16 protein-coding genes, 1 tRNA gene, 3 rRNA genes and 1 riboswitch are annotated in these 24,151 nt (G+C 54.7%); of the genes, 2 read left to right on the forward strand and 18 right to left on the reverse strand.

What is annotated here, in order from left to right; translation table 11 throughout:
* The first annotated feature begins 35 nt into the window (after positions 1 to 35).
* Complete coding sequence (locus P6M73_RS13880; protein WP_277853626.1) at positions 36 to 725, forward strand: GntR family transcriptional regulator; 690 nt, start codon at positions 36 to 38, stop codon at positions 723 to 725.
* Between the two features lie 74 nt (positions 726 to 799).
* On the opposite strand, the gene P6M73_RS13885 is transcribed toward P6M73_RS13880, so the two are convergent.
* On the reverse strand, positions 800 to 1,399 hold the full coding sequence (locus P6M73_RS13885) for a sugar O-acetyltransferase (RefSeq protein ID WP_277853627.1): 600 nt from the start codon (positions 1,397 to 1,399) through the stop codon (positions 800 to 802).
* Positions 1,400 to 1,836: 437 nt separating this feature from the next.
* Between P6M73_RS13885 and heR the strand changes: the two genes are divergently transcribed.
* Positions 1,837 to 2,628: a heliorhodopsin HeR gene (gene heR / locus P6M73_RS13890; RefSeq protein WP_277853628.1), complete on the forward strand. Its 792-nt coding sequence runs from the start codon at positions 1,837 to 1,839 to the stop codon at positions 2,626 to 2,628.
* Between the two features lie 246 nt (positions 2,629 to 2,874).
* On the opposite strand, the gene carB is transcribed toward heR, so the two are convergent.
* From carB to P6M73_RS13975, 17 genes are all read right to left on the reverse strand, one after another.
* A complete protein-coding gene (carB, locus tag P6M73_RS13895) occupies positions 2,875 to 6,063 on the reverse strand; it encodes a carbamoyl-phosphate synthase large subunit (RefSeq protein WP_277853629.1) in 3,189 nt (1,062 codons plus the stop codon).
* Positions 6,050 to 7,129, reverse strand: coding sequence for a glutamine-hydrolyzing carbamoyl-phosphate synthase small subunit (gene carA, locus P6M73_RS13900; protein ID WP_277853630.1), 1,080 nt, complete (start codon positions 7,127 to 7,129; stop codon positions 6,050 to 6,052). Before carA ends, carB begins: the two co-directional genes overlap by 14 nt.
* Before the next feature lie 727 nt (positions 7,130 to 7,856).
* Positions 7,857 to 8,231 (reverse strand): MmcQ/YjbR family DNA-binding protein, encoded by a 375-nt coding sequence (locus P6M73_RS13905; protein WP_277853631.1) that lies wholly within the window; start codon positions 8,229 to 8,231, stop codon positions 7,857 to 7,859.
* A 23-nt stretch (positions 8,232 to 8,254) separates the two neighbouring features.
* Positions 8,255 to 9,412, reverse strand: a complete 1,158-nt coding sequence (locus P6M73_RS13910; RefSeq protein ID WP_277853632.1) for a hypothetical protein — start codon at positions 9,410 to 9,412, stop codon at positions 8,255 to 8,257.
* The gene (locus P6M73_RS13915) at positions 9,409 to 10,620 is read right to left on the reverse strand and encodes an ABC transporter permease (RefSeq protein WP_277853633.1); all 1,212 of its coding nucleotides are present in this window, start codon (positions 10,618 to 10,620) and stop codon (positions 9,409 to 9,411) included. Before P6M73_RS13915 ends, P6M73_RS13910 begins: the two co-directional genes overlap by 4 nt.
* Before the next feature lie 46 nt (positions 10,621 to 10,666).
* Positions 10,667 to 12,316: a hypothetical protein gene (locus tag P6M73_RS13920; RefSeq protein WP_277853634.1), complete on the reverse strand. Its 1,650-nt coding sequence runs from the start codon at positions 12,314 to 12,316 to the stop codon at positions 10,667 to 10,669.
* A gap of 35 nt (positions 12,317 to 12,351) precedes the next feature.
* Positions 12,352 to 13,062 (reverse strand): ABC transporter ATP-binding protein, encoded by a 711-nt coding sequence (locus tag P6M73_RS13925; protein WP_277853635.1) that lies wholly within the window; start codon positions 13,060 to 13,062, stop codon positions 12,352 to 12,354.
* A 345-nt stretch (positions 13,063 to 13,407) separates the two neighbouring features.
* The gene (locus tag P6M73_RS13930; RefSeq protein WP_277853636.1) at positions 13,408 to 13,806 is read right to left on the reverse strand and encodes a DUF1622 domain-containing protein; all 399 of its coding nucleotides are present in this window, start codon (positions 13,804 to 13,806) and stop codon (positions 13,408 to 13,410) included.
* A gap of 159 nt (positions 13,807 to 13,965) precedes the next feature.
* A complete protein-coding gene (gene dsdA, locus P6M73_RS13935) occupies positions 13,966 to 15,291 on the reverse strand; it encodes a D-serine ammonia-lyase (RefSeq protein WP_277853637.1) in 1,326 nt (441 codons plus the stop codon).
* A 225-nt stretch (positions 15,292 to 15,516) separates the two neighbouring features.
* Entirely contained in the window at positions 15,517 to 16,821 is a 1,305-nt protein-coding gene (gene thiC, locus P6M73_RS13940) for a phosphomethylpyrimidine synthase ThiC (RefSeq protein WP_277853638.1), read from the reverse strand.
* A 26-nt stretch (positions 16,822 to 16,847) separates the two neighbouring features.
* Positions 16,848 to 17,645, reverse strand: a complete 798-nt coding sequence (gene thiD, locus P6M73_RS13945) for a bifunctional hydroxymethylpyrimidine kinase/phosphomethylpyrimidine kinase (protein WP_277853639.1) — start codon at positions 17,643 to 17,645, stop codon at positions 16,848 to 16,850.
* 97 nt (positions 17,646 to 17,742) lie between these two features.
* Positions 17,743 to 17,848, reverse strand: a riboswitch (TPP riboswitch).
* The gene (locus P6M73_RS13950) at positions 17,814 to 17,981 is read right to left on the reverse strand and encodes a hypothetical protein (RefSeq protein WP_277853640.1); all 168 of its coding nucleotides are present in this window, start codon (positions 17,979 to 17,981) and stop codon (positions 17,814 to 17,816) included. Its footprint overlaps the riboswitch before it by 35 nt.
* A gap of 116 nt (positions 17,982 to 18,097) precedes the next feature.
* Positions 18,098 to 18,172, reverse strand: a tRNA-Asn gene (locus P6M73_RS13955).
* Positions 18,173 to 18,200: 28 nt separating this feature from the next.
* Positions 18,201 to 18,318, reverse strand: a 5S ribosomal RNA gene (rrf, locus tag P6M73_RS13960).
* Positions 18,319 to 18,393: 75 nt separating this feature from the next.
* A 23S ribosomal RNA gene (locus P6M73_RS13965) occupies positions 18,394 to 21,276 on the reverse strand.
* 340 nt (positions 21,277 to 21,616) lie between these two features.
* Positions 21,617 to 23,118: ribosomal RNA gene (locus tag P6M73_RS13970) — 16S ribosomal RNA — on the reverse strand.
* Together the 16S, 23S and 5S rRNA genes with 1 tRNA gene alongside form the textbook arrangement of a ribosomal RNA operon.
* A 473-nt stretch (positions 23,119 to 23,591) precedes the next feature.
* The gene (locus P6M73_RS13975; RefSeq protein WP_277853641.1) at positions 23,592 to 24,137 is read right to left on the reverse strand and encodes a GNAT family N-acetyltransferase; all 546 of its coding nucleotides are present in this window, start codon (positions 24,135 to 24,137) and stop codon (positions 23,592 to 23,594) included.
* Positions 24,138 to 24,151: the final 14 nt, after the last annotated feature.

A 24,151-nucleotide genomic window follows, 5' to 3' on the forward strand; every position in this document is an offset into this window, starting at 1 on the left:
TCATTTCGTTGAGAAAAATGAATGCAAATGAGGGTATGATGAATAAGCCAGAAAAAATCACGAAGCCTGTATATCAGCAGATCGCCATCGACATTGCCTCCCGAATCGCCAACGGGGAATTCCCCGAGGGCAAAAAGATTTCGGGCCGCTCCACCCTGGCCGGTCAGTACAATGTATCGCCTGAGACCATCCGGCGCTCCGTTTCACTCCTGGAGGATATGAAAATCGTATCGGTCACCCACGGATCCGGCATCCTGGTCGAATCCATGGAAAACTCCATGGCATTCATCAACCAGTTCAAGGAAGTCGACTCCATCTCCGGCATTAAGAACTCCATCAACGAGATCTTGAAGCAGCGCGAAGAACTGGATCAGAAACTGCGGGAATCCCTGGACCGCGTCCTGGATTACACCGTCCGGTTCAAGACCTCCAATCCCTTCGCACCGCTGGAAGTGGAAATTCCGGAGAAATCCCACCTCATCGGCAAAGCCATCGGAGAAGTCAACTTCTGGCAGAATACCGGAGCCACCATCATCGCCATTAAGCGCGAGGATGAACTGATTCTCTCCCCAGGCCCCTACATGACCTTCCAGGACAAGGACGCCTTTGTCATGGTCGGAGATGAGGATGCCTATGACCGGGTACGCCACTACATTTATGACTTTGTGGACCCGGAACGGCACAAGGCCAAAGCGGCCGAGGACCCGGACAAGAAGAAAAAATAAGAACATACCATACAAAAAGCAGCAGGGCATGGGATTCACCCCCATCGCCCTGCTGTTTTTTAAAATTCTCTTAATTAATCCAGGCGTACCTGGTCCGGCTGGCAAGCCCTGTCTCGTTCGTCAATTTCCCGCAGCACCCGGCAGGGATTGCCCACAGCAACGACATGGGCCGGAATGTCCTTAGTCACGACACTGCCTGCCCCGATGACCGCATGGTCACCAATGGTAACTCCCGGCAGAATGACTGTATTGGCACCAATCCAGACATGGTTCCCGATGGTGACCGGAAGGGCATACTCAAACCCCGCGCTGCGCTGACGGGCATCGATGGGGTGGCTGGCGGCAGTGATGCAGCAGTTTGGCGCAATGAACACATGATCTCCGATCCGGACCTTGGCGCAGTCCAGAATGACCAGATGGTGATTGGCATAAAAATGCTCCCCAATTTCAATGTTATAGCCATAGTCACAGTAAAAAGGGGTCGTAATTACAAAGGATCCGCCGATCCTGCCGATGATCTCCCGAAGGATCTGCTCCCTTTCATCCGTGCGCGACGGCAGCACCTGATTCAACCGGTGACACAGGTCCTTGCACCTGGTCAGTTCGGCCATCATCTCCTGATCATCCATCAGATTGTACAGCAGGCCGCGGCTGCACTTTTCTTTTTCAGTCATCCTGATCCCCTTCCACTCTTCCATTCGCTAATCCACAAATTCCCTTGATCCCTTGACCCGATCTGAGCTGATATCCGACGCCAGGTATTTCATGACGTGTTGAGCTTATTATACCTGATTCCCCTTTCCCCAAACCATTCCGAACCGGAAGAAAGCAGCCCTTGATCCACGCAGTGGAAAGATCGCAGACTTACAAACAGGCATCTATATATCACATAACGTGCTATCTAGAAATTTTCCATCGATTCTAATGCATAACGTGAAGTTTCGGCGTAAGATGAAATCAAAGATAGAATCTCTTGAAAACTGACAGCTTCCATTCCCTGATGAAACAATCAGACCCTAAGAAAGTTCAACCTTTCAAAGCCAGCTGGTATCAAGAATCAGCGGAAAAAGAAATGAAAAGAAAACTCGACCTGTGAAAGGAGTCCAGGCATATGCAAACCGATGCACTTAAAAAACTCAGAAATTTCAATAAGATCATGGGCGGGCTTCACCTGATTCAGGGTTTGGCCATGCTCTTCCTCGCCACCTCAGTCATCCAGAAAATCGGTGAATTTCAGCCGACCATCACTCAGAACTTTCTGGCATTCAACCCGCAGACCCGCTCCCTGGAATTGCAGTCGAAGGATCTGTTCAACCTCCCCTTTGGAATTCTGGTCGCGCTCTTTCTGTTCATCTCCGCCGCGGCCCACGCCCTGGTGTCTGTCCCGAATCGCATGAATCAGATTTACAACAAAGATCTGGAACTTGGCATCAACAAATTCCGCTGGTTTGAATATGCCCTGAGCTCCTCCATCATGATTGTGCTGATCTCAACCCTTTTCGGCATATACGATATCGCTTCTCTGCTTCTGATTTTCGTGGTCAACGCGTCGATGAATCTGTTCGGCCTGGTCATGGAGCAGCTCAACTCCCAGCGCCGCAAGGAAGACCTCGACTGGGGCCCGTTCCTGTGGGGTTCCCTGGCCGGAATTGCTCCCTGGGCTGCCATCCTGCTCTATATGTTCGGCAACGGAAACTTTGATCGCGTGCCCTGGTTTGTCTGGGCCATCGTCGGAACATACTTCGTGGCCTTCAACACCTTCCCGGTGAATATGGTACTGCAGTATCAAAAGATCGGCAAATGGCGCAATTACCTCTTTGGCGAGAGAGTCTACATCATTCTCAGCCTGTCTGCCAAATCGATCCTGGCCTGGCTGGTTTTGTTCGGAGCCATGCAGCCGTAGTTCCCACCCAAACCAAGATCCGTTCGTGCCTGACCGCCTGTTTCATTTAAATGATGACTGGACTCCTGTCTATGCCAACGTGTCATAATGTAGAAATCAGGATTACGGCTAATACAGAATTGCAGAATTGCAGAATTGCAGAATTGAAAACATACAGACATGCCAAACACCACAAAAAATTCAAGGCTCCGGAACCATGCGGAATGGTTCCGGAGCCTTGCCCTTGTGAGGGCTGGAATGCCTGAACTAGAAGGTGTGGATCTCGAAGCTCATGGATTCGAGGACCCGGAGCAGCGCGTTGGCTGTATCCAGGGAAGTCAGGCAGGCAATATTGTTCTCAACGGCCTCACGGCGGATGAGGAAGCCATCGGAGATGTGGTGCTTGCTGGATTCGGTGAAGGTGTTGATGACGAACTGTACCTGCCGCTTGCGGATCAGGTCCAGTACGGTCCGTTCGCTGTGTTCCGCCCGTCCGATCTTGTGCACCAGCTCACAGGGAATGCCGTGCTCAGTCAGGTAAGCCTGCGTGCCGTCGGTGGCGACGATGCCGTACCCGATGGCGGAGAAGCGCCGGGCCAGCTCCAGGGCTTCCGCCTTCTCTTTGTTGGCGATGGTGAAGAGAACCTTGCCAAAGCTCGGCAGGGTGAAATTGGCGGCATACAGGGCCTTGTAGAGTGCCTTGTCCAGGTCCATGTCCCAGCCGATGGCTTCCCCGGTGGACTTCATTTCAGGTCCCAGGGCGATGTCGACCTTGCGCAGCTTGCTGAAGCTGAATACCGGCATTTTCACCGCATAGCCCTTGCCCTCGGGCAGGAGGCCCAGCGGGTGGCCGGAATCCGCCAGCTTCTGTCCCAGAATAGCCCGGGTGGCCAGATCTGCCATCGGAATGGCCGTCACCTTGCTCAGGAACGGAACGGTACGCGAGGAGCGCGGGTTGACTTCCAGAACAAAGACCCGGTTGGACTTGTCAATGACGAACTGAATGTTGTACAGTCCCACAATGCCCAGCCCCCGCCCGATCCGTTCGGTGTAATCGGCGATGGTGGATTTGACTTCTTCCGTGAGGGAGAACGGCGGGTAGACCGCCATGGAATCCCCGGAATGGACGCCGGCCCGCTCAATGTGCTGCAAAATTCCCGGAATCAGGACATCCTGTCCGTCACAGATCCCGTCCACTTCAGCCTCCATGCCGACTACGTACTGATCAATCAGCACCGGTGCATGTCCGCTGTGCTGGTGATTGCGGGCCATGTAGTCCGCCATTTCCTCATCCTGATAGATGATCTCCATGTTGGCTCCGCCCAGGACATAGGAGGGGCGTACCAGCACCGGATAGCCAATGGTCCGGGCAGCGGCAATGGCACCCTCGGCCGAGGAGGCCATTTCGCCCCGCGGCATGGGGATATCCAGTTCCTTCAGCTTCTGCTCGAAGAGATCCCGGTCCTCCGCCAGATCGATGGAATCCGGCGACGTCCCCATAATCCGGACTCCGTGTTCCACCAGACTCCGGGTCAGGTTGATGGCGGTCTGGCCGCCAAACTGAACGATGATCCCTTCCGGCTGTTCCAGTCGGACGATGTTCATGACATCTTCCGTGGTCAGGGGCTCAAAGTAGAGCTTGTCCGAGATCGAGAAATCCGTTGATACCGTCTCGGGGTTGTTGTTGATGATGATAGCCTCCAGCCCCTGCTGCTTCAGGGACTTGACGCAGTGTACCGTGGCATAGTCAAACTCGACGCCCTGACCGATCCGAATGGGCCCGGAACCCAGGACGATGACCTTGCGCCGGTCGCTGGACAGGGATTCATTCTCCTGGCCATGGGTGGAGTAAAAGTACGGGGTCGCCGAGGCAAACTCGCCGGCGCAGGTATCGACCATCTTAAAGACCGGCGTGATCCCTGCCTGCAGCCGCAGTTCTTCCACTTCCCGCTCCGTCCGGCCGCACAGCTGAGCCAGGTAGGCGTCGGAGAAGCCCATGACCTTGGCCGGGCGCAGGCTGTTTTCCAGTCCGCTCCGGCGAATCGCTTCCTCCATCTTCAGGATGTTGCGGATCTTGTTCAGGTAGAAGGGATCCATTCCGGTCATCTCCTGGATGACTTCGGTCGATCCGCCCCGCCGCATTTTCTCATAAATGGCGAACAGCCGGCGATCCTCACCCAGCGTTATGATCCGGTCCAGTTCCTCGTCGCTCATCTGATTGACCTCCGGCAGCTCAATATGGCAGGCCTTGATCTCCAGGGAACGGGCCGCCTTGAGCAGACCCTCCTCGAAGCTGCGGCCCAGGGCCATAACTTCGCCGGTAGCCTTCATCTGAGTACCCAGCCGGCGGTTTGCCGAACGGAACTTGTCAAAGGCGAATCGGGGCAGCTTGACCGCCAGATAATCCAGCGCCGGCTCGAAGGCGGCATAGGTGACCCCGGTCACGGGATTGATGATTTCATCCAGATGGAGCCCCAGGGCGATCTTGGCGGCAATCTTGGCGATGGGGTAGCCCGTGGCCTTGCTGGCCAGGGCGGACGAGCGGGAAACCCGTGGATTGACTTCAATGATGTAGTAGTCAAAGGAGTCGGGATGCAGCGCCAGCTGGACATTGCAGCCGCCCTCAATCTTCAGGGCCCGGATGATCTTGAGCGCGCTGTTGCGCAGCATCTGATACTCCCGGTCCGCCAGCGTCAGAGCCGGAGCCACGACGATGGAATCCCCGGTATGGATGCCGACAGGATCCATGTTCTCCATGGAGCAGACGGCGATGGCGGTGTCGTTGGCATCGCGCATTACCTCAAACTCAATTTCCTTCCAGCCGGCGATGGACATTTCAATGAGGCACTGATTGACCGGTGACAGACTCAGGCCGTTCTCCACGACCCGGATCAGTTCGTCCTCCGTCTGGCAGATGCCGCCTCCGGTCCCGCCCAGGGTAAAGGCCGGCCGGACAATGACCGGATAGCCGATGGACCGGGCAAAATCCAGGGCTTCCTCAACGGAATGAGTGATGCCTGACGGCGGCACCGGCTCATGAATGGACCGCATCAGGCTGCGGAAGGCTTCCCGGTCTTCCGCCTGATGGATCGCCTGGAGATCCGTTCCCAGAATCCGGATGTTGAGTTCTTCCAGGATTCCGTCCCGGGCCAGCTCCATGGCCAGGTTCAAGCCCGTCTGTCCGCCCAGGGACGGCAGTATGGCACAGGGCCGCTCCCGGATCAGGATTCGTTTCAGAAAATCCAGGGTCAACGGCTCCATATAGACGCGATCGGCGGTTTCCCGGTCCGTCATGATGGTGGCGGGATTGGAATTGACCAGGATGACATAGACGCCCTCTTCGCGCAGCGATTCGCAGGCCTGGGTTCCGGCGTAGTCAAACTCCGCCGCCTGGCCGATGACGATTGGTCCCGAACCGATGACCAGCACTTTCTTGATTGTTTTATCGATTGACATATGACCCCTCCATCATGGCAGCAAATTCCTTGAATATCACACTGGCGTCCTGCGGCCCGGGGGCTGCTTCCGGATGGAACTGAACCGAGCGGGCCGACAGGTCCCGGTGAGCGATTCCTTCCACGGTATTGTCATTCACCGACCGGTGTGTGACCACCAGCATCGTCTGGTCCAGACCATGGTCATCCACCACGTAGCCATGATTCTGACTTGTAATGAGAATCCGGCCCGATCTCAAATCCCGCACCGGATGATTGCCGCCGCGATGACCGAAGCCCATTTTGCGGGTCTTCGCGCCGCAGGCCAGGGCCAGCAGCTGATGCCCCATGCAGATTCCGAACATCGGAACCTGTCCCAGGAGTTCCCGGATGATTGCCACGGACTGGGGCACGCTCTGGGGGTCCCCGGGGCCGTTGGACAGGAAGATGCCGTGGGGATTCAGATCCAGTGCCGCTCTGGCCGGATAGTCAAAGGGCACGACGGTAATCTGAAAGCCCAGTTCCGCCAGGTTCTTCAGAATAGATCCCTTCATGCCGTAGTCATACAGAACAACCCGTTTGCCCTTGCCCGGCACTTCATAGACATCCCGGGTGGATACCCGGGCAATATGATCCACGGACTGCGGCTGCTGCTGCAGCAGAGCCAGCGCTTCCTCCGGCGTCACCGCCTCATCGGCCAGAATGCCGCGGACTGCTCCCTTTTCCCGGATCGCCCGGGTCAGCGCCCGGGTATCGATCCCGTACAGACCCGGGATATCGTGTTTCTTCAAATAAGCATCCAGCGTCATTTCACTGCGGAAATTGCTGGGTTGTTCGCAGGCTTCGCCTACCACAAAAGCCGATACATGAGGAACGATGGACTCATAGTCATCCCGGTTCACGCCATAGTTTCCGATCATGGGAAAGGTCATCACCACGATCTGACCCAAGAATGACGGGTCCGTCAGCAGTTCCTGATAGCCCGTCATGGCCGTGGTAAACACCACTTCGCCGCTTACGGACCGGACAGCGCCAAAGCCATGGCCTTCAAAAACCATTCCGTTTTCCAGCACTAATTTACGTTTCAAACTTCTTCCCTCCGGATTGTAAAATTTCGTTCCCAATCCCCGCGGGAAGCCCAGAAGATTTTTTTCGCGCAAAAAAAACCTCTTTTCCATGACGAAAAGAGGTTTTCCAAACTCGAAAAGCCTTGCAAATCTCTTCTCAGCCTCACGGGACTGAATTAAAGCACCAAAGAAATGTTACCCTAAGCCTCGGACTCTGTCAATCCGCCCCGGTCACTTTCCGAACGATTGAGCCAATCCGCCGTTCACCGTTCGGAGGCAGACAGAGCGGCCGCTTCAGCCGTTCCCTGTCAGATTTCTCCGCCATTGCAGTCCTCTCAAAGTTAATTCCGGTTCAGGCTACCCCCCCTGAGTCAGGCTGAACGTCCCGCTTTTTGTGAGGTCGGATTATGTTCGTGGTTTCCTCGCAGAATTTTTCAAAGCGCAGCCAATGGTCCAACCATTCACAGACTGGCAATCATTCGAAGTCAATCAACAGGAAATCCAATCAACCGGATACCCAATCATCCGAAAATCCATTCAACTGGATCCCCAATCAAGCGTCCGAGTCTCGGTCGAATGATCGACACCTAAGTGGAAAAGCCGGCTATTAATTGGAACCGTCATAGGATTCTACCGCTAAATGGTCAACCCGGCAGCCTCCGGGAAGAACCTGGAAGCTGCCGGGCAGCTGAATGAATGGATGATTTTCAAAAAAGTCTTCGACCGGCTCCGGCTGATGGCCGCATGGCTATTCCGTGAGCCCGTGACTGATCCGGATCAGTTCCCGGATCGGCTCGATCCCGACGGTGCCGTCCAGAAGTACCGTGAACCAGTGTTTTTTGTTCATGTGCCAGGCCGGACGAAACCCGGGCTGGCTCAACAGGAAGCGAATCTGGAGGGGATCCCCTTTCAGGTTCAGGATCGCTGCGGGATCCGGCCCGTCCAGGCCGATTTTATCCCCGGCGATTACCATCATCACCCCGAACCACTTGCCCGAAAGCTGGTGGCGGAACACCTCGTACCGGGGCTGATCCGGCCAGGGGCGATCCGGCCGGACGCTCCAGTCCGCTTCGATCACGTCTCGAATTCTTTGGCTGAACTGATCAGATTTGTGTATTGCCATGGATCAACTCCTCCTCCTGCTGTTTACAGGGATGATGTCCGACCGGCCGAACCGTTTCGCCGGGCTGCCGGCGGCAATGCCAGCAGGATTCCTCCTGTCAGGGCAATGAGGATCAGGCCGAATCCACCCCAGCTTTTCCCGGAGGATAATGCCAGATAATAGCTGGGCAGGAACAGTTTCTCCAGGATCTCCAGTCCCGGGACCAGCCGGGTCATATCCAGGATGACGGGGCTGGCTACCAGGGAACCGAGCAGGGCCACCGGCATCAGAGCGCCGAAGGCCACTGGATTGGGAAACAGGCGCTTCGCCCCAAATAGGAACAGTGCAGCGGCGGTTCCGTAAAACAGAAGGTATGCCAGTTCCCGGAAGGCTTCGCTGGCCGGATACCGGGTCAGGCAGAGCAGGAAGCCGGCCAGCGTCATCACCACAACCGGCAGAAAGACTGACAGGAATCCCGCCGCCCGGGAGCCGGCAACGGCGAAGGCCCCGTAGATGCCGTCCTCCTCATCCCGATACCAGGACAGGACGCTGATCCAGGCGGTGAGCATCACAAACACACTGATCAGGCCCTTGGTGGGGAACAGCGGGATGCCGGAGGCTGCCGGAGCCGACCCGTCAAGATATTCATAATCAAACCGGTAGGTTCCGCCGGAACGGTCGTAATCCTGATAGCGAGCCCAGATCCTGGCATACACCTCCCCTTCCGTTCCCGGAAACAGGCCGGATTCGACCACGATATCCCGCAGGATGTCGGGCGAAGCCGCATGAATCAGCTGGGAAAACACTACTTCTGCCGCCATGCCGTCGGTGACGGTGGAAGGCGAGCGCAGCAGGCGGACCAGGTCCCGGACCTGCCGGGCCTGCAGCTGACCGCTCAGATCCGGCGAAAACACAAAGCCCGCTTCCAGGATCCGGGTTTCCACCGCGCTGCGCAAAGTGGCCTCATCTTCATAGAGGCGGAACTCAAACAAACCATCGGATGCCAGAAGCCGGTCAATCGCTGCCCGGGCCACCGGATCCTGGTTTTGCAGCAGGCCGATCTCCACCCCCTGGGTATGATGCTGTTCCCAGTAGGCCGTAAACAGACCGATCAGAGGCAGGGCTGCCAGCAGGAGCAGGAAGCCTTTGCGCCGGGTCAGCCGTTTTAAGGTCATCTCCGCCCAGACTATCAGTTTCTTCATGTGCGGTACCTCCTCCCCGATCGGCTTCGGTCAGCCAGCAGCGCCAGGCTGTAGAATCCAGCCGCGAACAGGCCGGAAGTCAGCAATGGCTGAGTTCCTGAAGTCAGGAAACTACCCATAACCCGGATCCAGGCGGTTGATGGCACCCAGGGCTGAATCTGGCGCAGGATCCCCGGCAGGAACGAGGATGGCAGGAATCCTCCGGACAGAAAGACCATAACAAAGGACAGTGCAAACAGCAGCAGCATGCCCGACAGCAGATCCTCCGTCAGAGTATAGATCAGCAGAATCAGTGCCGCGACGCCGGCTGCCAGCAGCAGGAGGCCGGACAGAGCCTCTGCCCGGAATGTCCAGCTCAGATCCAGAACCTGGGCTGCTGTCTGCCAAAGGCCGGCCATGACGCCGAGGAGCATCAGCTGCAGCAGAAAGAGCCGGAACCAGTCGGTGAAAATCCGCTGCGCGCTGCCAATCCCCTCAATGGTCAGGCGGGTTTTAAGCCCTTCGGACAGCGGACGCATGACAAAGGCCTCCAGCATGCCCATCAGCAGGAGAAACAGCACCATCCAGGAAGCCAGAAAATAGGACAGGGGATCCAGCTCACCCGTTGCCTGCAGAACCTCCATGCGAAACATCCGGTCACGCCCCAACGCCAGACTCAGGTAGCGTTCGTTGACCGCCTGATTCATCGTCTGGCGGTCCGCTTCGGCAATCCCCCGGCTGATATACTCATCCCAGGCGGCATACAGCGCACCCTGTGAAACGGACAGCGTCCTGGCACCCGCTTCGGTCAGAGTCACCAGCAGCCGCGCCTGCAGCGCCTGATTCTGATTGAGAACCAGCCGGGCCGGCGTGTTGACCCCGCTCAAGACGCCGCTGACAAAGCCATCGGGCAGGATCAGCAGCCCCTGAATCTTCCCTTCCGCCAGATCCCTGCGCCCGTCCGCTTCCGTCATGGTCCGGAATCTGGTCATGTCCTTGAGCGTTTCCTGCTGAGCCAGGGCTTCAATGAAAACTTCCTCGGCATCATGGGACTCCGGGTAGACCACTCCGAACTCCATCCGGCCGATGATGGCATCCCCGTATAGTTTCTGAGACGACAAAAAAGCAATGCTGCCGGTCAGAAGGAGCAGCAGCATCGCCCCGGTCAATAACAGCGGGAGGTGCCGGAATGTTCTTTTCAATTGCAGTCTGAGAAAAACGAAAAACATATCCAACCCTCCCGTGTCTTATATCTGATTTAGTTGTCGGTTCGGTCTAAAAGCCCAGCGGGGTGTCCATCAAATTCAGGAAGCCACCCAGTTTTTCCTGGATCTGTTCCATGATCTTGTCCATGTCCGCCTGGGTCGCGGTAAAGAGGTCCATGGTTGTGCCTTCCGGCATGACCGCTTTCACGCCTTCCACCGAGTATTTCATGTCGCCTTTGAGGGTAGCGACAGCCTGACCGTTGGCATTGATCTTGATTTCGTCCAGCACGGCGGTACCGCTCTTGCCCTTGACGATATCCTGGACTTTGCCCTTGAACGTCATCTCGATGGGAACCACCTGATCGGCTTCCACAACGGAGGTTTTCGCCTCACCCGACAGGGCTCCGGATTCTTTATTGATATTCCACTTGATGACATTGTCAGCCGCCTTGGCATCGGCGGAAGCAGCGCTGATGTGGAGTTCCCGGCTCTGGGCTGCGCCCTCGGTCTTGCCGATGCTTACCAGTTCCATCTGACCGGCATTGGTTCCCGTTGCCACCAAAGTAAGTTTCATGTTTTCGTTGCCGTAGGCACCGCCGGAACGCTCCAGATTCAGGTTGAAGCCATCGGCAGCGGATTTGACTTCGCTGACGAGGCTCACCAGCTCATTGTCATCAGTCATGTGGATCGTAAACGGAATGTCTTTTAATTCAGCATTCTGTTCCACGGACTGAATCCACTGATCCATTTCCGTTCCCATTTTGGTGTAGGCTTCTTCCTTTGTTATCAGTTCTCCGGCCGCCACCTGATCTGCCACCAGATCCATAATGTCGGTCTTAAACTTGGCATCGCTCAGCATGAAGGTCTTCATTTCCTTCAGGAACGCAACATAGGCAGCCTTGGGCATGGTGACTTTGAAGCCGTCAAAGGCAGCCTGCTTGCCATTGTAAGACGCGGTTTTTGCCGGAGCGTCCTCGATGACCCACTGGCCCTTGAATTTTTCCGTCGCATCCTTCAGCCCCTGATAATCATACAGGGAGGCTTCGCCGGTCATCAGCTTCACCAGCTGTGTCGTCTGGCCCTGGCTGTCCTTGAGGGTCTGTGCAAACTGGCGGATCGATTCCTTGAATTCTTCCGCTTCGGGCTGATCCTTGAACAACGGAGCATTATCCAGCTTGCTGTCCAGATCACCGCTAAAGTCGGCTGAAATGACTTCCTTGAACAAAGACGGCGCCGCCACCTGCATTTTGTTCTCATCGACATAAAGCTGGCCGTTGACCAGATCTGTCCCCATCATGCCCAGGCCAAGTTTGGCGGACATGGTTTTCAGAGCGGTGTCCTGCTGGGCTTCAAAGCTCAGCGTGATGCCCCCGGGAACCGGGAAACCGATCATTTCCTGCACGATCGGCGCTTCCACCAGTTCGAGGGTGCCGGAAGAGCGGTAAGCTTTGGCCATGGCGGCATTCAGTTCCTTGGTGCCCATCCAGTCCTGAACAAAGGGATTTTCCTCCCCTTTCATCAGGGAATACAGCGCCTGGGTGACCCGGTCCTCTTTATTGACAAAGAGCTTGCCGAAGAGTCCGGAAGCATAAAGCCCGATCCCCAGAACTGCAATCAGGGCAACCGAAATGAGTCCGATCATCGGCCCCTTGCTCTTCGCTTTTTGCTTGGGGGTGGGATCTTCCCACTCCGGGTGCAGGTTTGTCGTGTTTTCTGTCATCTTGTTTCTCCTTTTACCGTAAAAATTAAGTGTCGTTAAGGTATTTCATTCTTAGCGGAGTTTTTCACTTGAGCCTGATTCAGCAGCCCCATCAGTTCCTGGCCGTCCATTCCGGAGGGAATCCGTTCCAGACGGCAGTTTGTCAGATGATACAGTGCATCGCACATCTTCAGTTCATCCATCTCATGGGATGAGATTACCACCGTGCCGCCCTTATCCAGGTAGCGCCTGAGGTAATCCCGGATCTCCTGTTTGGTCACCAGATCCAGGGAAGCAGCCGGTTCATCCATCAGCAAAATCGGTGCGTCGTGCGCCAGGGCACAGGCAATGGACAGACGTTTTTTCATGCCGCCGGAAAGATTCCGAACCTTTTCCCGAAGCACAGCCTCCAGTCCCAGTTCGTGCACAAAACCGGTTTTCAGCGCGTCTTCCAGGCTGTTGAGTGAATCGGCATACCACAGCTTCAGGTTATCCCGTACCGACAGTTCCTCAATCAGCGGATTGTCCTGTGGTACAAAGGCAGCATATCGGGCCAAATCCGCCCGGCTCTTCATCAGCTGCCGGTTGTAACGGATCTCTCCGGCATCCGGAGCCAGCGCTCCGGAAAGAATCGACAGCAACGTTGATTTCCCGCTGCCATTGGTTCCCACCAGACCGATGCACTGACCGCGCGCCACCGACAGATCCAGCTGATCCAGCACCAGCTTCTTGCCAAATCCTTTCCGGATTCCTTTGAGTTCGATCATGGCCTCCCCTCCTTCTCGCATTATGAAAATTATAACAAAAAACCCTTAAAAAGCGATTAAACCGGAAGCTGTCGGATATGATTCAGACTGACCAAGGCTTATCAATGCTGTTCAAGACTTATCAATGCTGTTCAAGACTTATCAATGCTGATTCATGGTAATCCTGTCTGATCCAGGCTGATCCAGACTCCTCCGGCATAGTCACGAATAAAAGACAGGCAGCTCCGAAGGAACTGCCTGGGGTTGGACTGAGTAGAGACTAAGGATAGACTGCGCCGGGCGGCGGCATGATCCTCCGGGAGGTGATATTCTCTGTATCTGCTCCGTTTATATTTGTTTGGTCGGTTAGTTGTGTTCGCGCAGGTGCTCCAGCTTTTCCCGTTCCTGCTGGATGCGGATTTGATGGATCTGCTTCTTTTTGTCTTCATGGGTTGATTTAATTTCCCAGTGAATGACAAAGGTCAGAATAACTCGGATCAGTACGATGGCACCCAGAATCATGAGTTCATCCAGGGTTCGCACGGTAATTGTCTTGAGGATCTCCGCGCCCATCTTGAACTCCAGAGCCAGAGCCAGGGACTGAGCAAGGGTCAGCTTGGTATCTTCGTTGCCGAAGTTAAATCTGGAACGGATCAGATCCCAGATCGCCTTGATGCTTCCGAAGGCAATCAGCATAACGCCGGTAAATTCCAGAAGGAAGATCAGAACGGTGATGATCTCACTAAGAAAATGATGAAAATCCAATAACATTTCCTCCTAATTAATTGCATGCAATATTTATTCTATCATATTCCGGCCGGGAGTGATAGACAATCACCCGCCGTGTGGGGTGCTTCCAAAGGGATCGAACCTCGGTCCGATCCGGTCCGATTCGATCCGCTCCGGCTTGGTCGTTTGCACTCTCTAATCCAGCGGTCGAGCCAGGTAGGAGGCCCGAACTTCCTCGGGCACCAGGTTTCCTCCGGTGGCCCAGGCCACATGGGTGCTCTGCTCCAGGAAGGGAGTCAGCCCCTGATCCGCCAGATACCGGCGGCCGGCCTCATAATCGAGCAGACGCGCCGGTCCTTCAAAGGCAGCACCGGCACTTGGTTCGATGAAGATCGCTTCACTGCGCCACAGCGCCTGAATATAGCGGTAGAGTTTCTCGTCTGTCAGGGTAAAGATGCCGCTGAGGCATTCCTTCATGACCTCGCCGACAAAGCCGGAAGGACGGCCGACCGCCAGGCCATCGGCTTCAGTGCGTCCCGTCAGACCGATGTCCTGAACCGAAATCTTCTGATTCAGGCCGGTTGCCATGCCGACCAGCATACAAGGGGATTCCACCGGTTCCACGAAGAAGCAGTGGACCGCCGAACCATAGACCGTCCGCAGGCCATAGGCAATTCCGCCGGGCGCTCCGCCGACCCCGCAGGGCAGGTAGACAAACAAGGGATGGGAGTCATCCACCACCACCTGCCGCTCTTCCAGCTGGCGGGCAATGCGTCGGGCTGCCACGGCATAGCCGTAAAAGAGCGTCCGGGAATTTTCATCATCGACAAAGTAGCTCATGGGATCCTGTTCTGACAGCTTGCGCCCCTGGGCCACGGCTTTCTCATAGTCCCCAGCATATTCTTTCACCGTAGCGCCGTGCTGGCGCAAAAGGTCCTTCTTCCACTGGCGGGCATCGGCCGACATATGGACCGTCACGCGGTATCCCAGGCGGGCACTGATGATGCCGATGCTCAGTCCCAGATTTCCCGTGGATCCGACATGAACGGCATACCGCGAAAAGAACTCCCTGGCGGTGTCATTGGCCAGTACCTCATAGGAATCTCCGGGAGACAGCAGACCATGCTCCAGGGCAAGGTCCTCTGAATGCTTCAGGATTTCATAGATTCCGCCCCTTGCCTTGATGGAGCCGGCAATGGCCAGATGGCTGTCCTCTTTGAGCCAGAGCCGGCCGGGCACTTCCAGTCCAAAATCATTCCGCAGGGCTTGCTGCATGTCCGGGATCTCAACCAGCGGGGATTCGATGAGTCCGCCGGTGGCATTCGTTTCCGGAAAAACTCTGCGGATATAGGGGGCAAATCGCTCCAGCCTGGCCTGAGCATCGTCAATGTCAGCCACCGACAGTCCGGCAACGCCAAAGTCCGGCTCTTTGCGGTACCCCGGATTGATCCAGAGAACCTCCTCCCGGTTTTTCATCCGATCCAGAACCGGATCCTGAATCGATTCCTTCCACTCCGTCATCTCATCGCTTCCTTTCCTGCTTGTTTATTCCCTTTCATTCTAATGCTTTCACGCGCTGGATGCCACTGTTTCAGTAGGATCCGTCCGGTGTACTTCTCTGTATAAAAGACAACCGGACCGAGCGGCCTGGTTGCCGTCGGTCCGGTTGTCTTTGCTGCATTTACGGTGTCTGCTGCGCTTACAGTGTCTGCTGCCTTTGGCGGATCAGGGAATCCGTTTCCCGGCTTACAGGATATCGATCTCCTCGCCGTTCAGGGCTTTGTTCATGCTGCGCACGGCGCAGAACTTGCCGCACATGGTGCAGGTATCCTCATGTTCCGGCTTGCGCTCTTCCCGAATCCGGCGCGCCGTATCGGGATCCATGGCCAGTTCCCACTGCTCATCCCAGTCGAATTTAACCCGGGCATCCGCCATGCGGTCATCCAAAAGTCTGGCACCGCGCACGCCTTTGGCGATATCCGCAGCGTGAGCCGCGATGCGGGAGGCTATGATGCCCTGTTTGACGTCTTCCAGGTTTGGCAGGGCCAGGTGTTCCGCCGGGGTGACATAACACAGGAACGCCGCGCCGCTGGCGGCAGCGATGGCACCGCCGATGGCGCCGGTGATGTGGTCATAGCCGGGAGCGATATCCGTGACCAGAGGCCCCAGGACATAGAACGGCGCCCCTTTGCACAGCGTGGACTGAATCTTCATGTTCGCTTCGATCTGATCCATCGGCATATGGCCGGGTCCTTCCACGATGACCTGAACATCGCGATCCCAGGCCCGCTGGGTCAATTCTGCCAGGCGCACCAGCTCATCAATCTGGCTGATATCGCTGGCGTCAGCCAGACAGCCCGGACGGCAGGCATCGCCCAGAGAAATCGTGACGTCGTGTTCCCGACAGATTTCCAGGATCTCATCATAGTATTCGTAGAATGGATTCTCCTGTCCGGTCATGGACATCCAGGCAAAGATCAGCGATCCGCCGCGGGAAACCAGGTTCATTTTCCGCCGCTGCTGCTTAACCTGTTCGAGGGTTTTGCGGTTCAGTCCGCAGTGCAGCGTGACAAAATCCACGCCGTCCTCGGCATGAAGGCGGATGACGTCAATAAAATCCCTGGCCGTCAGGTGCTTCAGGTCGCGCTTGTGATGAATGACGGCATCATACACCGGTACGGTTCCGATCATGGCCGGGCACTCGTCCACCAGCTTGCGCCGGAACGGCTGCGTATCGCCATGGGTGGACAGATCCATAATGGCATGGCCGCCCAGTCGCACGGCCTCCATGACTTTCTGCAGCTCCTCATCCAGACTGTGCACATCTTTGGACACCCCCAGATTGACATTCACCTTGGTGGTCAGCATAGATCCGATTCCATTGGGATCCAGACACTCATGCCGGTGGTTGGCACAGATAACCACTTTGCCGCTGGCTGCCAGCGGCAGCAGTTCTTCCACGCTCATGCGTTCCTTCTCGGCCACCTTGCGTAGCTGCGGAGTGACAATCCCCTTGCGTGCCGCTTCCATCTGTGTTGAATATTCTCTCATGTATAATCTCCCCCTTAATCAATTTCTTACAGTATCATTCGTTGTTCCAGATTCCAGCCGTGATGCAGCGGACCCGAACCATGTCCCAGATCGAGCCCCGCTTCCAGGGCACCGATGATAAAATGCTTGCCCAGAGCGATCGCTCCCGGCAGGTCACAGCCCAGGGCCAGTCCGGACGCGATGGCGCTGGACAGCGTGCAACCCGTGCCGTGGGTATTCGGATTGCTGATCTGATCCCCGTGGAACCAGGTCAGGCGATGCCCGTCGTACAGTACGTCATTGGCTGTGCTGACGCTGTGCCCGCCCTTGACCAGAACCGGTGTGCCAAAGCATTCATAGATCCGTTTTGCCGCTTCCGCCATATCGCCTTCCGAGCCGATGGCCTGCTCCGCCAGCAGCGAAGCTTCCCAGCGGTTGGGCGTCACCAGGCAGGCCAGCGGAAACAGTTCCTGCGTCAGCGCTGCCTGAGCACTGGCCTCCAGCAAACGCGACCCGCTGGTGGAAACCATCACCGGATCCAGCACAATATTCTGTGCCTGGAACTGCTTTAAGACTTCGCCAATTTCCAGGATCAGCTCCCGGGAAGACACCATGCCGATTTTGACCGCATGGGGCACAATATCAGTAAACACCGCTTCCAGCTGCAGCTTCAGGAACTTCCCCGGAACCTCATGAATCCCGGTCACGCCCATGGTATTCTGTGCGGTCAGGGCTGTGATCGCGCTCATGCCATACACGCCCAGTGCCGTCATAGTCTTCAGATCCGCCTGGATCCCCGCACCACCACTGGGATCACTGCCTGCGATCGTCAACGCCCGTCTCATTGGACACCTCCTCGAATTCAGTGTGAACTGCCGGGCCTGATTCCGCAATAAACGCAAAAAAACCGCCGATAACCCAAAGCTGGTCCATCGACAGTCCATGACTGTATTCAAGTCTCCCTCCGTTGGCATTATCCAAATCAGGTTACGGGTCTAAGCCTACGCTTACTCTCAGCCTGATCCAACAAGCTCCCCGGCACTATTCACTTCTGTTCTACTCTTCCTACTATACGGGATCAATCTTTCAATTGCAACCGGTTCACCCTCAGCGTCAACCCGATCACCTGTCTGCTGAGAAATTTCTTCACAATAAATCCAGGAATCCAACGATTCATCCATTTAAATACCTCATGCCTGTTATGAAATAATCACTTTGGCTCCAGTGCTTGCAACGAATTGACAATTCAAAAAAAAAAAAAAAAAATAAAGAGCCCGCACATCGTGCAGACTCTCATTGGCTCCGCGAAGAGGGCTCGAACCTCCAACCTATCGGTTAACAGCCGAGTGCTCCACCATTGAGCTATCGCGGAATATTGCATTTCCAAATTGGAAATGCGAAACCGGCGTCAACCTACTTTTCCACACAGCTTCCCGTGCAGTATCATCAGCACCATAAGGCTTAACCATCGTGTTCGGGATGGGAACGGGTGTAGCCCTTACAGTCATAAACACCGGATTGGTTTGAGGTTTTATTGTTCCCTCAAGACTGCATATAGTTCTTCAAACGTAATTCATCATTTTTAACTCTTTTAAGATCAAGCCCTCGATCGATTAGTATGAGTCAGCTGCATGCATTGCTGCACTTACACCCCTCACCTATCTACCTTGTGTTCTTCAAGGGATCTTACTGGATTACTCCATGGGAAATCTTGTCTCAGGGTGGGCTTCACGCTTAGATGCTTTCAGCGTTTATCCCGTCCCAATATAGCTACCCAGCCATGCCGCTGGCGCGACAACTGGTACACCAGTGATTGGTCCAACCCGGTCCTCTCGTACTAAGGTCAGCTCCCTTCAAATTTCCTACGCCCGCGACGGATAGGGACCGAACTGTCTCACGACGTTCTGAACCCAGCTCGCGTGCCACTTTAATGGGCGAACAGCCCAACCCTTGGGACCTACTTCAGCCCCAGGATGTGACGAGCCGACATCGAGGTGCCAAACCTCCCCGTCGATGTGAACTCTTGGGGGAGATCAGCCTGTTATCCCCGAGGTAGCTTTTATCCGTTGAGCGATGGCCCTCCCACGAGGTACCACCGGATCACTAAGCCCGACTTTCGTCCCTGCTCCACTTGTAGGTGTCGCAGTCAGGCTCCCTTCTGCCTTTACACTCTATGGACGATTTCCGACCGTCCTGAGGGAACCTTTGGGCGCCTCCGTTACTTTTTAGGAGGCGACCGCCCCAGTCAAACTGCCCACCTAGCAATGTCCCGTGACCCGTTTCCTGGTCTCCGGTTAGAATCCCAATATCTACAGGGTGGTATCCCAACGGTGACTCCCCATGACCTGACGATCATGGTTCTTCGTCTCCCACCTATCCTGTACAGTAAATATCGAAACTCAATGCTAAGCTACAGTAAAGCTCTACGGGGTCTTTCCGTCCAATCGCGGGTAGCCAGCATCTTCACTGGCACTACAATTTCGCCGGATTTGTTGTTGAGACAGTGCCCAAGTCATTACGCCATTCGTGCGGGTCAGAACTTACCTGACAAGGAATTTCGCTACCTTAGGACCGTTATAGTTACGGCCGCCGTTTACTGGGGCTTAAGTTCATACCTTCGCTTGCGCTAAGCATTCCCCTTAACCTTCCAGCACCGGGCAGGCGTCAGCCCCTATACTTCAGCTTGCGCTTTTGCAGAGACCTGTGTTTTTGTTAAACAGTTGCTTGGGCCATTTCACTGCGGCCATGTCGCCATGGCACCCCTTCTCGCGAACTTACGGGGTTAATTTGCCGAGTTCCTTAACAACAATTCTTCCGATGGTCTTAGGATTCTCTCCTCATCTACCTGTGTCGGTTTGCGGTACGGGCAGCATGTCGCTCCTTAGAGGCTTTTCTTGGCAGCGTGAACTCGGGTATTTTCGTATCTCAGAATATGCCAGAAGGGATTTGCCTCCTCTGACTCCCTCGAATACTTCGACAGGCTCTTCCAACCGCCTGTTACCCTATCCTCCTGCGTCACCCCATCGTGTTAACGCTTCATGCCGGTATCTGAATATCAACAGATTGTCCATCACCTACGCTTCTCAGCCTCGGCTTAGGCCCCGACTAACCCTGAGCGGACGAACCTTCCTCAGGAAACCTTAGATTTTCGACCTGCGGGATTCTCACCCGCATCTCGCTACTTATGCCAACATTCTCACTTCTTAACAGTCCACAGCTCCTTTCGGTACTGCTTCGCCCCGTTAAGAACGCTCCTCTACCGCGTATATTAAAATATACACCCGTAGCTTCGGTGATAGGTTTTAGCCCCGGACATCTTCGGCGCAGGATCTCTCGACTAGTGAGCTATTACGCACTCTTTTAATGAGTGGCTGCTTCTAAGCCAACATCCTAGTTGTCTTAGAAATCCCACATCCTTTTCCACTTAACCTATACTTGGGGACCTTAGCTGACGATCTGGGCTTTTTCCCTTTTGACAATGGCACTTATCTGTCACTGTCTGACTGCCGGATTAAAGTCTTTGGCATTCGGAGTTTGATAAGGTTCGGTAAGCGATATGCCCCCTAGCCCATTCAGTGCTCTACCTCCATGACTCATCATCCAACGCTAGCCCTAAAGCTATTTCGAGGAGAACCAGCTATCTCCGAGTTCGATTGGAATTTCTCCGCTATCCACAGCTCATCCCATGGTTTTTCAACACCAATGTGGTTCGGTCCTCCACGAGATTTTACTCTCGCTTCAACCTGTCCATGGATAGGTCACCCGGTTTCGGGTCTGCAACATGCAACTAGACGCCCTGTTAAGACTCGGTTTCCCTTCGGCTGCGCACCTGAAGTGCTTAACCTTGCTGCATATCACAACTCGTTGGCTCGTTCTACAAAAAGCACGTCATCACACGCTTATGGTGCTCTGACCGGTTGTAGGCACACGGTTTCAGATTCTATTTCACTCCCCTTCCGGGGTTCTTTTCACCTTTCCCTCACGGTACTGCTTCACTATCGGTCATCAGGTAGTATTTAGCCTTGGGAGGTGGTCCTCCCTGCTTCCCACCGGGTTTCACGTGTCCGGTGGTACTCTGGATCACTCTCGGTCCGTCTTCCCTTTTCGCCTACAGGTCTGTCACCTTCTATGGCGCTGTTTCCCAACAGCTTCGGCTAAGGGGCCTCTTCCCTTTCTTGAGTGTCCGCAACCCCAGAGAGCAAGCTCCCTGGTTTGGGCTCTTTCCTTTTCGCTCGCCGCTACTAAGAAAATCGATGTTTCTTTCTCTTCCTCCGGGTACTTAGATGTTTCAGTTCTCCGGGTGTGTCTTCCTATAGAGTATGGATTCCTCTATGGATGCCTTTCGGCGGGTTGCCCCATTCGGTGATCTCAGGATCACTGGCTATGTGCGCCTACCCTGAGCTTATCGCAGCTTATCGCGACCTTCTTCGACTCCTGATGCCAAGGCATTCACCATGCGCCCTTTATAGCTTGATCTTTTTTCAAGTTAATTTTTGGCTCAAGGTTGGAGCTTTCGCTCCCCTTGACGTTTTTGAATTGTTGTCAATAACTTTTCAGTTAATGACTAACTTCTCAACGAAATTGTTTTTCTACAATTTTGCTTTACGTTTTAAGAATATATGCAGTTTTCAAAGAACAATTGAGAAGAAAAAAACGCCCCACCTTCAAGAAGTCATTCTCATTAGCTGGTGTTGCAGCTGTTCTCTCAAGATTAAACAGAATACTTGGATGTACAAATCAGTAATCCTTTTATGGGAGATATCCGTGAATGGATATCCTTTATCTCATCCATGTTGCCATGGCTGTGACTCCCTAGAAAGGAGGTGATCCAGCCGCAGGTTCTCCTACGGCTACCTTGTTACGACTTCACCCCAATCGCTGACCCTACCTTCGGCCGCTGGCTCTATAAATAGTTACCTCACGGACTTCGGGTATTGCCAACTCTCATGGTGTGACGGGCGGTGTGTACAAGGCCCGGGAACGTATTCACCGCGACATGCTGATTCGCGATTACTAGCAACTCCGACTTCATGCAGGCGAGTTGCAGCCTGCAATCTGAACTGGGGCAGGTTTTATGAGATTTGCTCCTCCTCGCGGGATCGCGTCTCTTTGTACCTGCCATTGTAGCACGTGTGTAGCCCTAGACGTAAGGGGCATGATGATTTGACATCATCCCCACCTTCCTCCCGGTTAACCCGGGCAGTCTTGCCAGAGTGCTCAACTGAATGGTAGCAACTGACAATAGGGGTTGCGCTCGTTGCGGGACTTAACCCAACATCTCACGACACGAGCTGACGACAACCATGCACCACCTGTCTTCCTGCCCCGAAGGGCTTCCCCGATTAAGGGTAATTCAGGAGATGTCAAGTCTAGGTAAGGTTCTTCGCGTTGCCTCGAATTAAACCACATGCTCCGCTGCTTGTGCGGGCCCCCGTCAATTCCTTTGAGTTTTAATCTTGCGACCGTACTCCCCAGGCGGGGTACTTACTGTGTTTACGACGGCACAGGGGGAGTTGATACCCCCTACACCTAGTACCCATCGTTTACGGCGTGGACTACCAGGGTATCTAATCCTGTTTGCTCCCCACGCTTTCATGCCTCAGTGTCAGTTACAGTCCAGAAAGCCGCCTTCGCCACTGGTGTTCTTCCTAATATCTACGCATTTCACCGCTACACTAGGAATTCCGCTTTCCTCTCCTGCACTCAAGTAACCCAGTTTGGAATGCAGTTCCCGGGTTGAGCCCGGGGATTTCACATCCCACTTAAGTTTCCACCTACGCATCCTTTACGCCCAGTAAATCCGGACAACGCTCGCCACCTACGTATTACCGCGGCTGCTGGCACGTAGTTAGCCGTGGCTTGTTTTGGGTACCGTCATTATCGTCCCCAATCAAAGAACTTTACGACCCGAAGGCCTTCATCATTCACGCGGCGTTGCTGCATCAGGGTTTCCCCCATTGTGCAATATTCCCCACTGCTGCCTCCCGTAGGAGTCTGGACCGTGTCTCAGTTCCAATGTGGCCGATCACCCTCTCAGGTCGGCTACGCATCGTCGCCTTGGTGAGCCGTTACCTCTCCAACTAGCTAATGCGCCGCGGGCCCATCTCAAAGCGGATTTCTCCTTTGATACGCTCATAATGCTAAATGCGTATATTATGCGGTATTAATCTTCCTTTCGGAAGGCTATTCCCCTCTCTGAGGCAGGTTACCCACGTGTTACTCACCCGTCCGCCGCTAGGTGTATACACCTCGCTCGACTTGCATGTGTTAGGCACGCCGCCAGCGTTCGTCCTGAGCCAGGATCAAACTCTCATGTTAAAAGTTTGAACTAGCTTTTAGTCGATTTTTTAGTCTTGTCTGACTACTCAAAATGAATTGCTGGTTTGTTTTACCTTGTATTCTGTTTAATTTTCAAAGAACAGTTTGTTTCGCTGCCGCTTTAGGCGACTTCTATATCTTACCAAGCCCACCGTTGAGTGTCAACACCTTTTTCAAAGTTTTTTTCAGGGCCTTCATCGCTTCCCTGCCTTGCCACTCCCCGTTTCTATCCATAAAAAAGGGCCGAAGCTAAATATAACAGCTCCGGCCCTGAAAATCAAATGTTTTTTTGCCTTTTTTCCATTCTTTTTGAACCCAGCCGGCTCTCCCCTGCAACGCTTCATCTTATACCTGAAATCTCCTGAGGGTCAGGCTCATTGTCTTCATTGTCTTCACTGGCTTCAAGGACCCCAGTAACTTCGCTGACTCCGCTGGATTCGCTGGCTTCGCTGACTTCGCTGACTTCAACGATTTCACCCCCCACCCTCATGCCGGCCAGGCGGTATCCTCTGCCCCTGGGAGAATCCGCTTTCCCTGGGCCATCGAATCATGACCACCGCTGCCTCCGTCGGATTCTGATAATAGCGGGGAATCTGCTCGGTTTCCAGAAAACCCCGGATCCGAAACATCTCCTGAACATGCCGATTCGACAATCTGGTTTCAGCCCTTAAACAATCAATTCCCTGCGCTTCGAGAAGCGCCAGCATGTCATCCAGCAGCCGGCCGCCGATTCCCTGGGAACGATGGTCCGGATCCACTGCCAGGCTGGAGATATGCCCATAGCGGTGAACCGGATCTGTAGCGCAGGCGATATAGCCAATCAGCTGCTTGATGTGCTCACCAGTCGGCTCCTGGAAGTCTCGAGGCTCAATTTCGGCCACCAGGTAAAAACTGGTGGGCCGGGCCAGATCCTCCAGAAAGACGTTTCTGGGCCAGGCCTCCCCTGGAAAACAGGCTTTCTCCAGGGACAGAATCCCTTCCAGATCCCGAAGTCCGCCCTGGCGGATCAGATCATTCATCAATGGTCCCTCCC

The organism is Anaerococcoides asporogena (genome assembly GCF_029590275.1).
In the GTDB taxonomy this organism is placed as follows: Bacteria; Bacillota; Clostridia; order Clostridiales; family Clostridiaceae; genus JG1575.

What these genes read in the sequence shown, in the direction of transcription:
- P6M73_RS13880 (WP_277853626.1), top strand. Translation starts at nt 36, where the DNA reads ATGATGAATAAGCCAGAAAAAATCACGAAGCCTGTATATCAGCAGATC.
- P6M73_RS13885 (WP_277853627.1), bottom strand. Translation starts at nt 1,399, where the DNA reads ATGACTGAAAAAGAAAAGTGCAGCCGCGGCCTGCTGTACAATCTGATG.
- heR (WP_277853628.1), top strand. Translation starts at nt 1,837, where the DNA reads ATGCAAACCGATGCACTTAAAAAACTCAGAAATTTCAATAAGATCATG.
- carB (WP_277853629.1), bottom strand. Translation starts at nt 6,063, where the DNA reads ATGTCAATCGATAAAACAATCAAGAAAGTGCTGGTCATCGGTTCGGGA.
- P6M73_RS13905 (WP_277853631.1), bottom strand. Translation starts at nt 8,231, where the DNA reads ATGGCAATACACAAATCTGATCAGTTCAGCCAAAGAATTCGAGACGTG.
- P6M73_RS13910 (WP_277853632.1), bottom strand. Translation starts at nt 9,412, where the DNA reads ATGAAGAAACTGATAGTCTGGGCGGAGATGACCTTAAAACGGCTGACC.
- P6M73_RS13915 (WP_277853633.1), bottom strand. Translation starts at nt 10,620, where the DNA reads ATGTTTTTCGTTTTTCTCAGACTGCAATTGAAAAGAACATTCCGGCAC.
- P6M73_RS13920 (WP_277853634.1), bottom strand. Translation starts at nt 12,316, where the DNA reads ATGACAGAAAACACGACAAACCTGCACCCGGAGTGGGAAGATCCCACC.
- P6M73_RS13925 (WP_277853635.1), bottom strand. Translation starts at nt 13,062, where the DNA reads ATGATCGAACTCAAAGGAATCCGGAAAGGATTTGGCAAGAAGCTGGTG.
- dsdA (WP_277853637.1), bottom strand. Translation starts at nt 15,291, where the DNA reads ATGACGGAGTGGAAGGAATCGATTCAGGATCCGGTTCTGGATCGGATG.
- thiC (WP_277853638.1), bottom strand. Translation starts at nt 16,821, where the DNA reads ATGAGAGAATATTCAACACAGATGGAAGCGGCACGCAAGGGGATTGTC.
- thiD (WP_277853639.1), bottom strand. Translation starts at nt 17,645, where the DNA reads ATGAGACGGGCGTTGACGATCGCAGGCAGTGATCCCAGTGGTGGTGCG.
- P6M73_RS13950 (WP_277853640.1), bottom strand. Translation starts at nt 17,981, where the DNA reads ATGGATGAATCGTTGGATTCCTGGATTTATTGTGAAGAAATTTCTCAG.
- P6M73_RS13975 (WP_277853641.1), bottom strand. Translation starts at nt 24,137, where the DNA reads ATGAATGATCTGATCCGCCAGGGCGGACTTCGGGATCTGGAAGGGATT.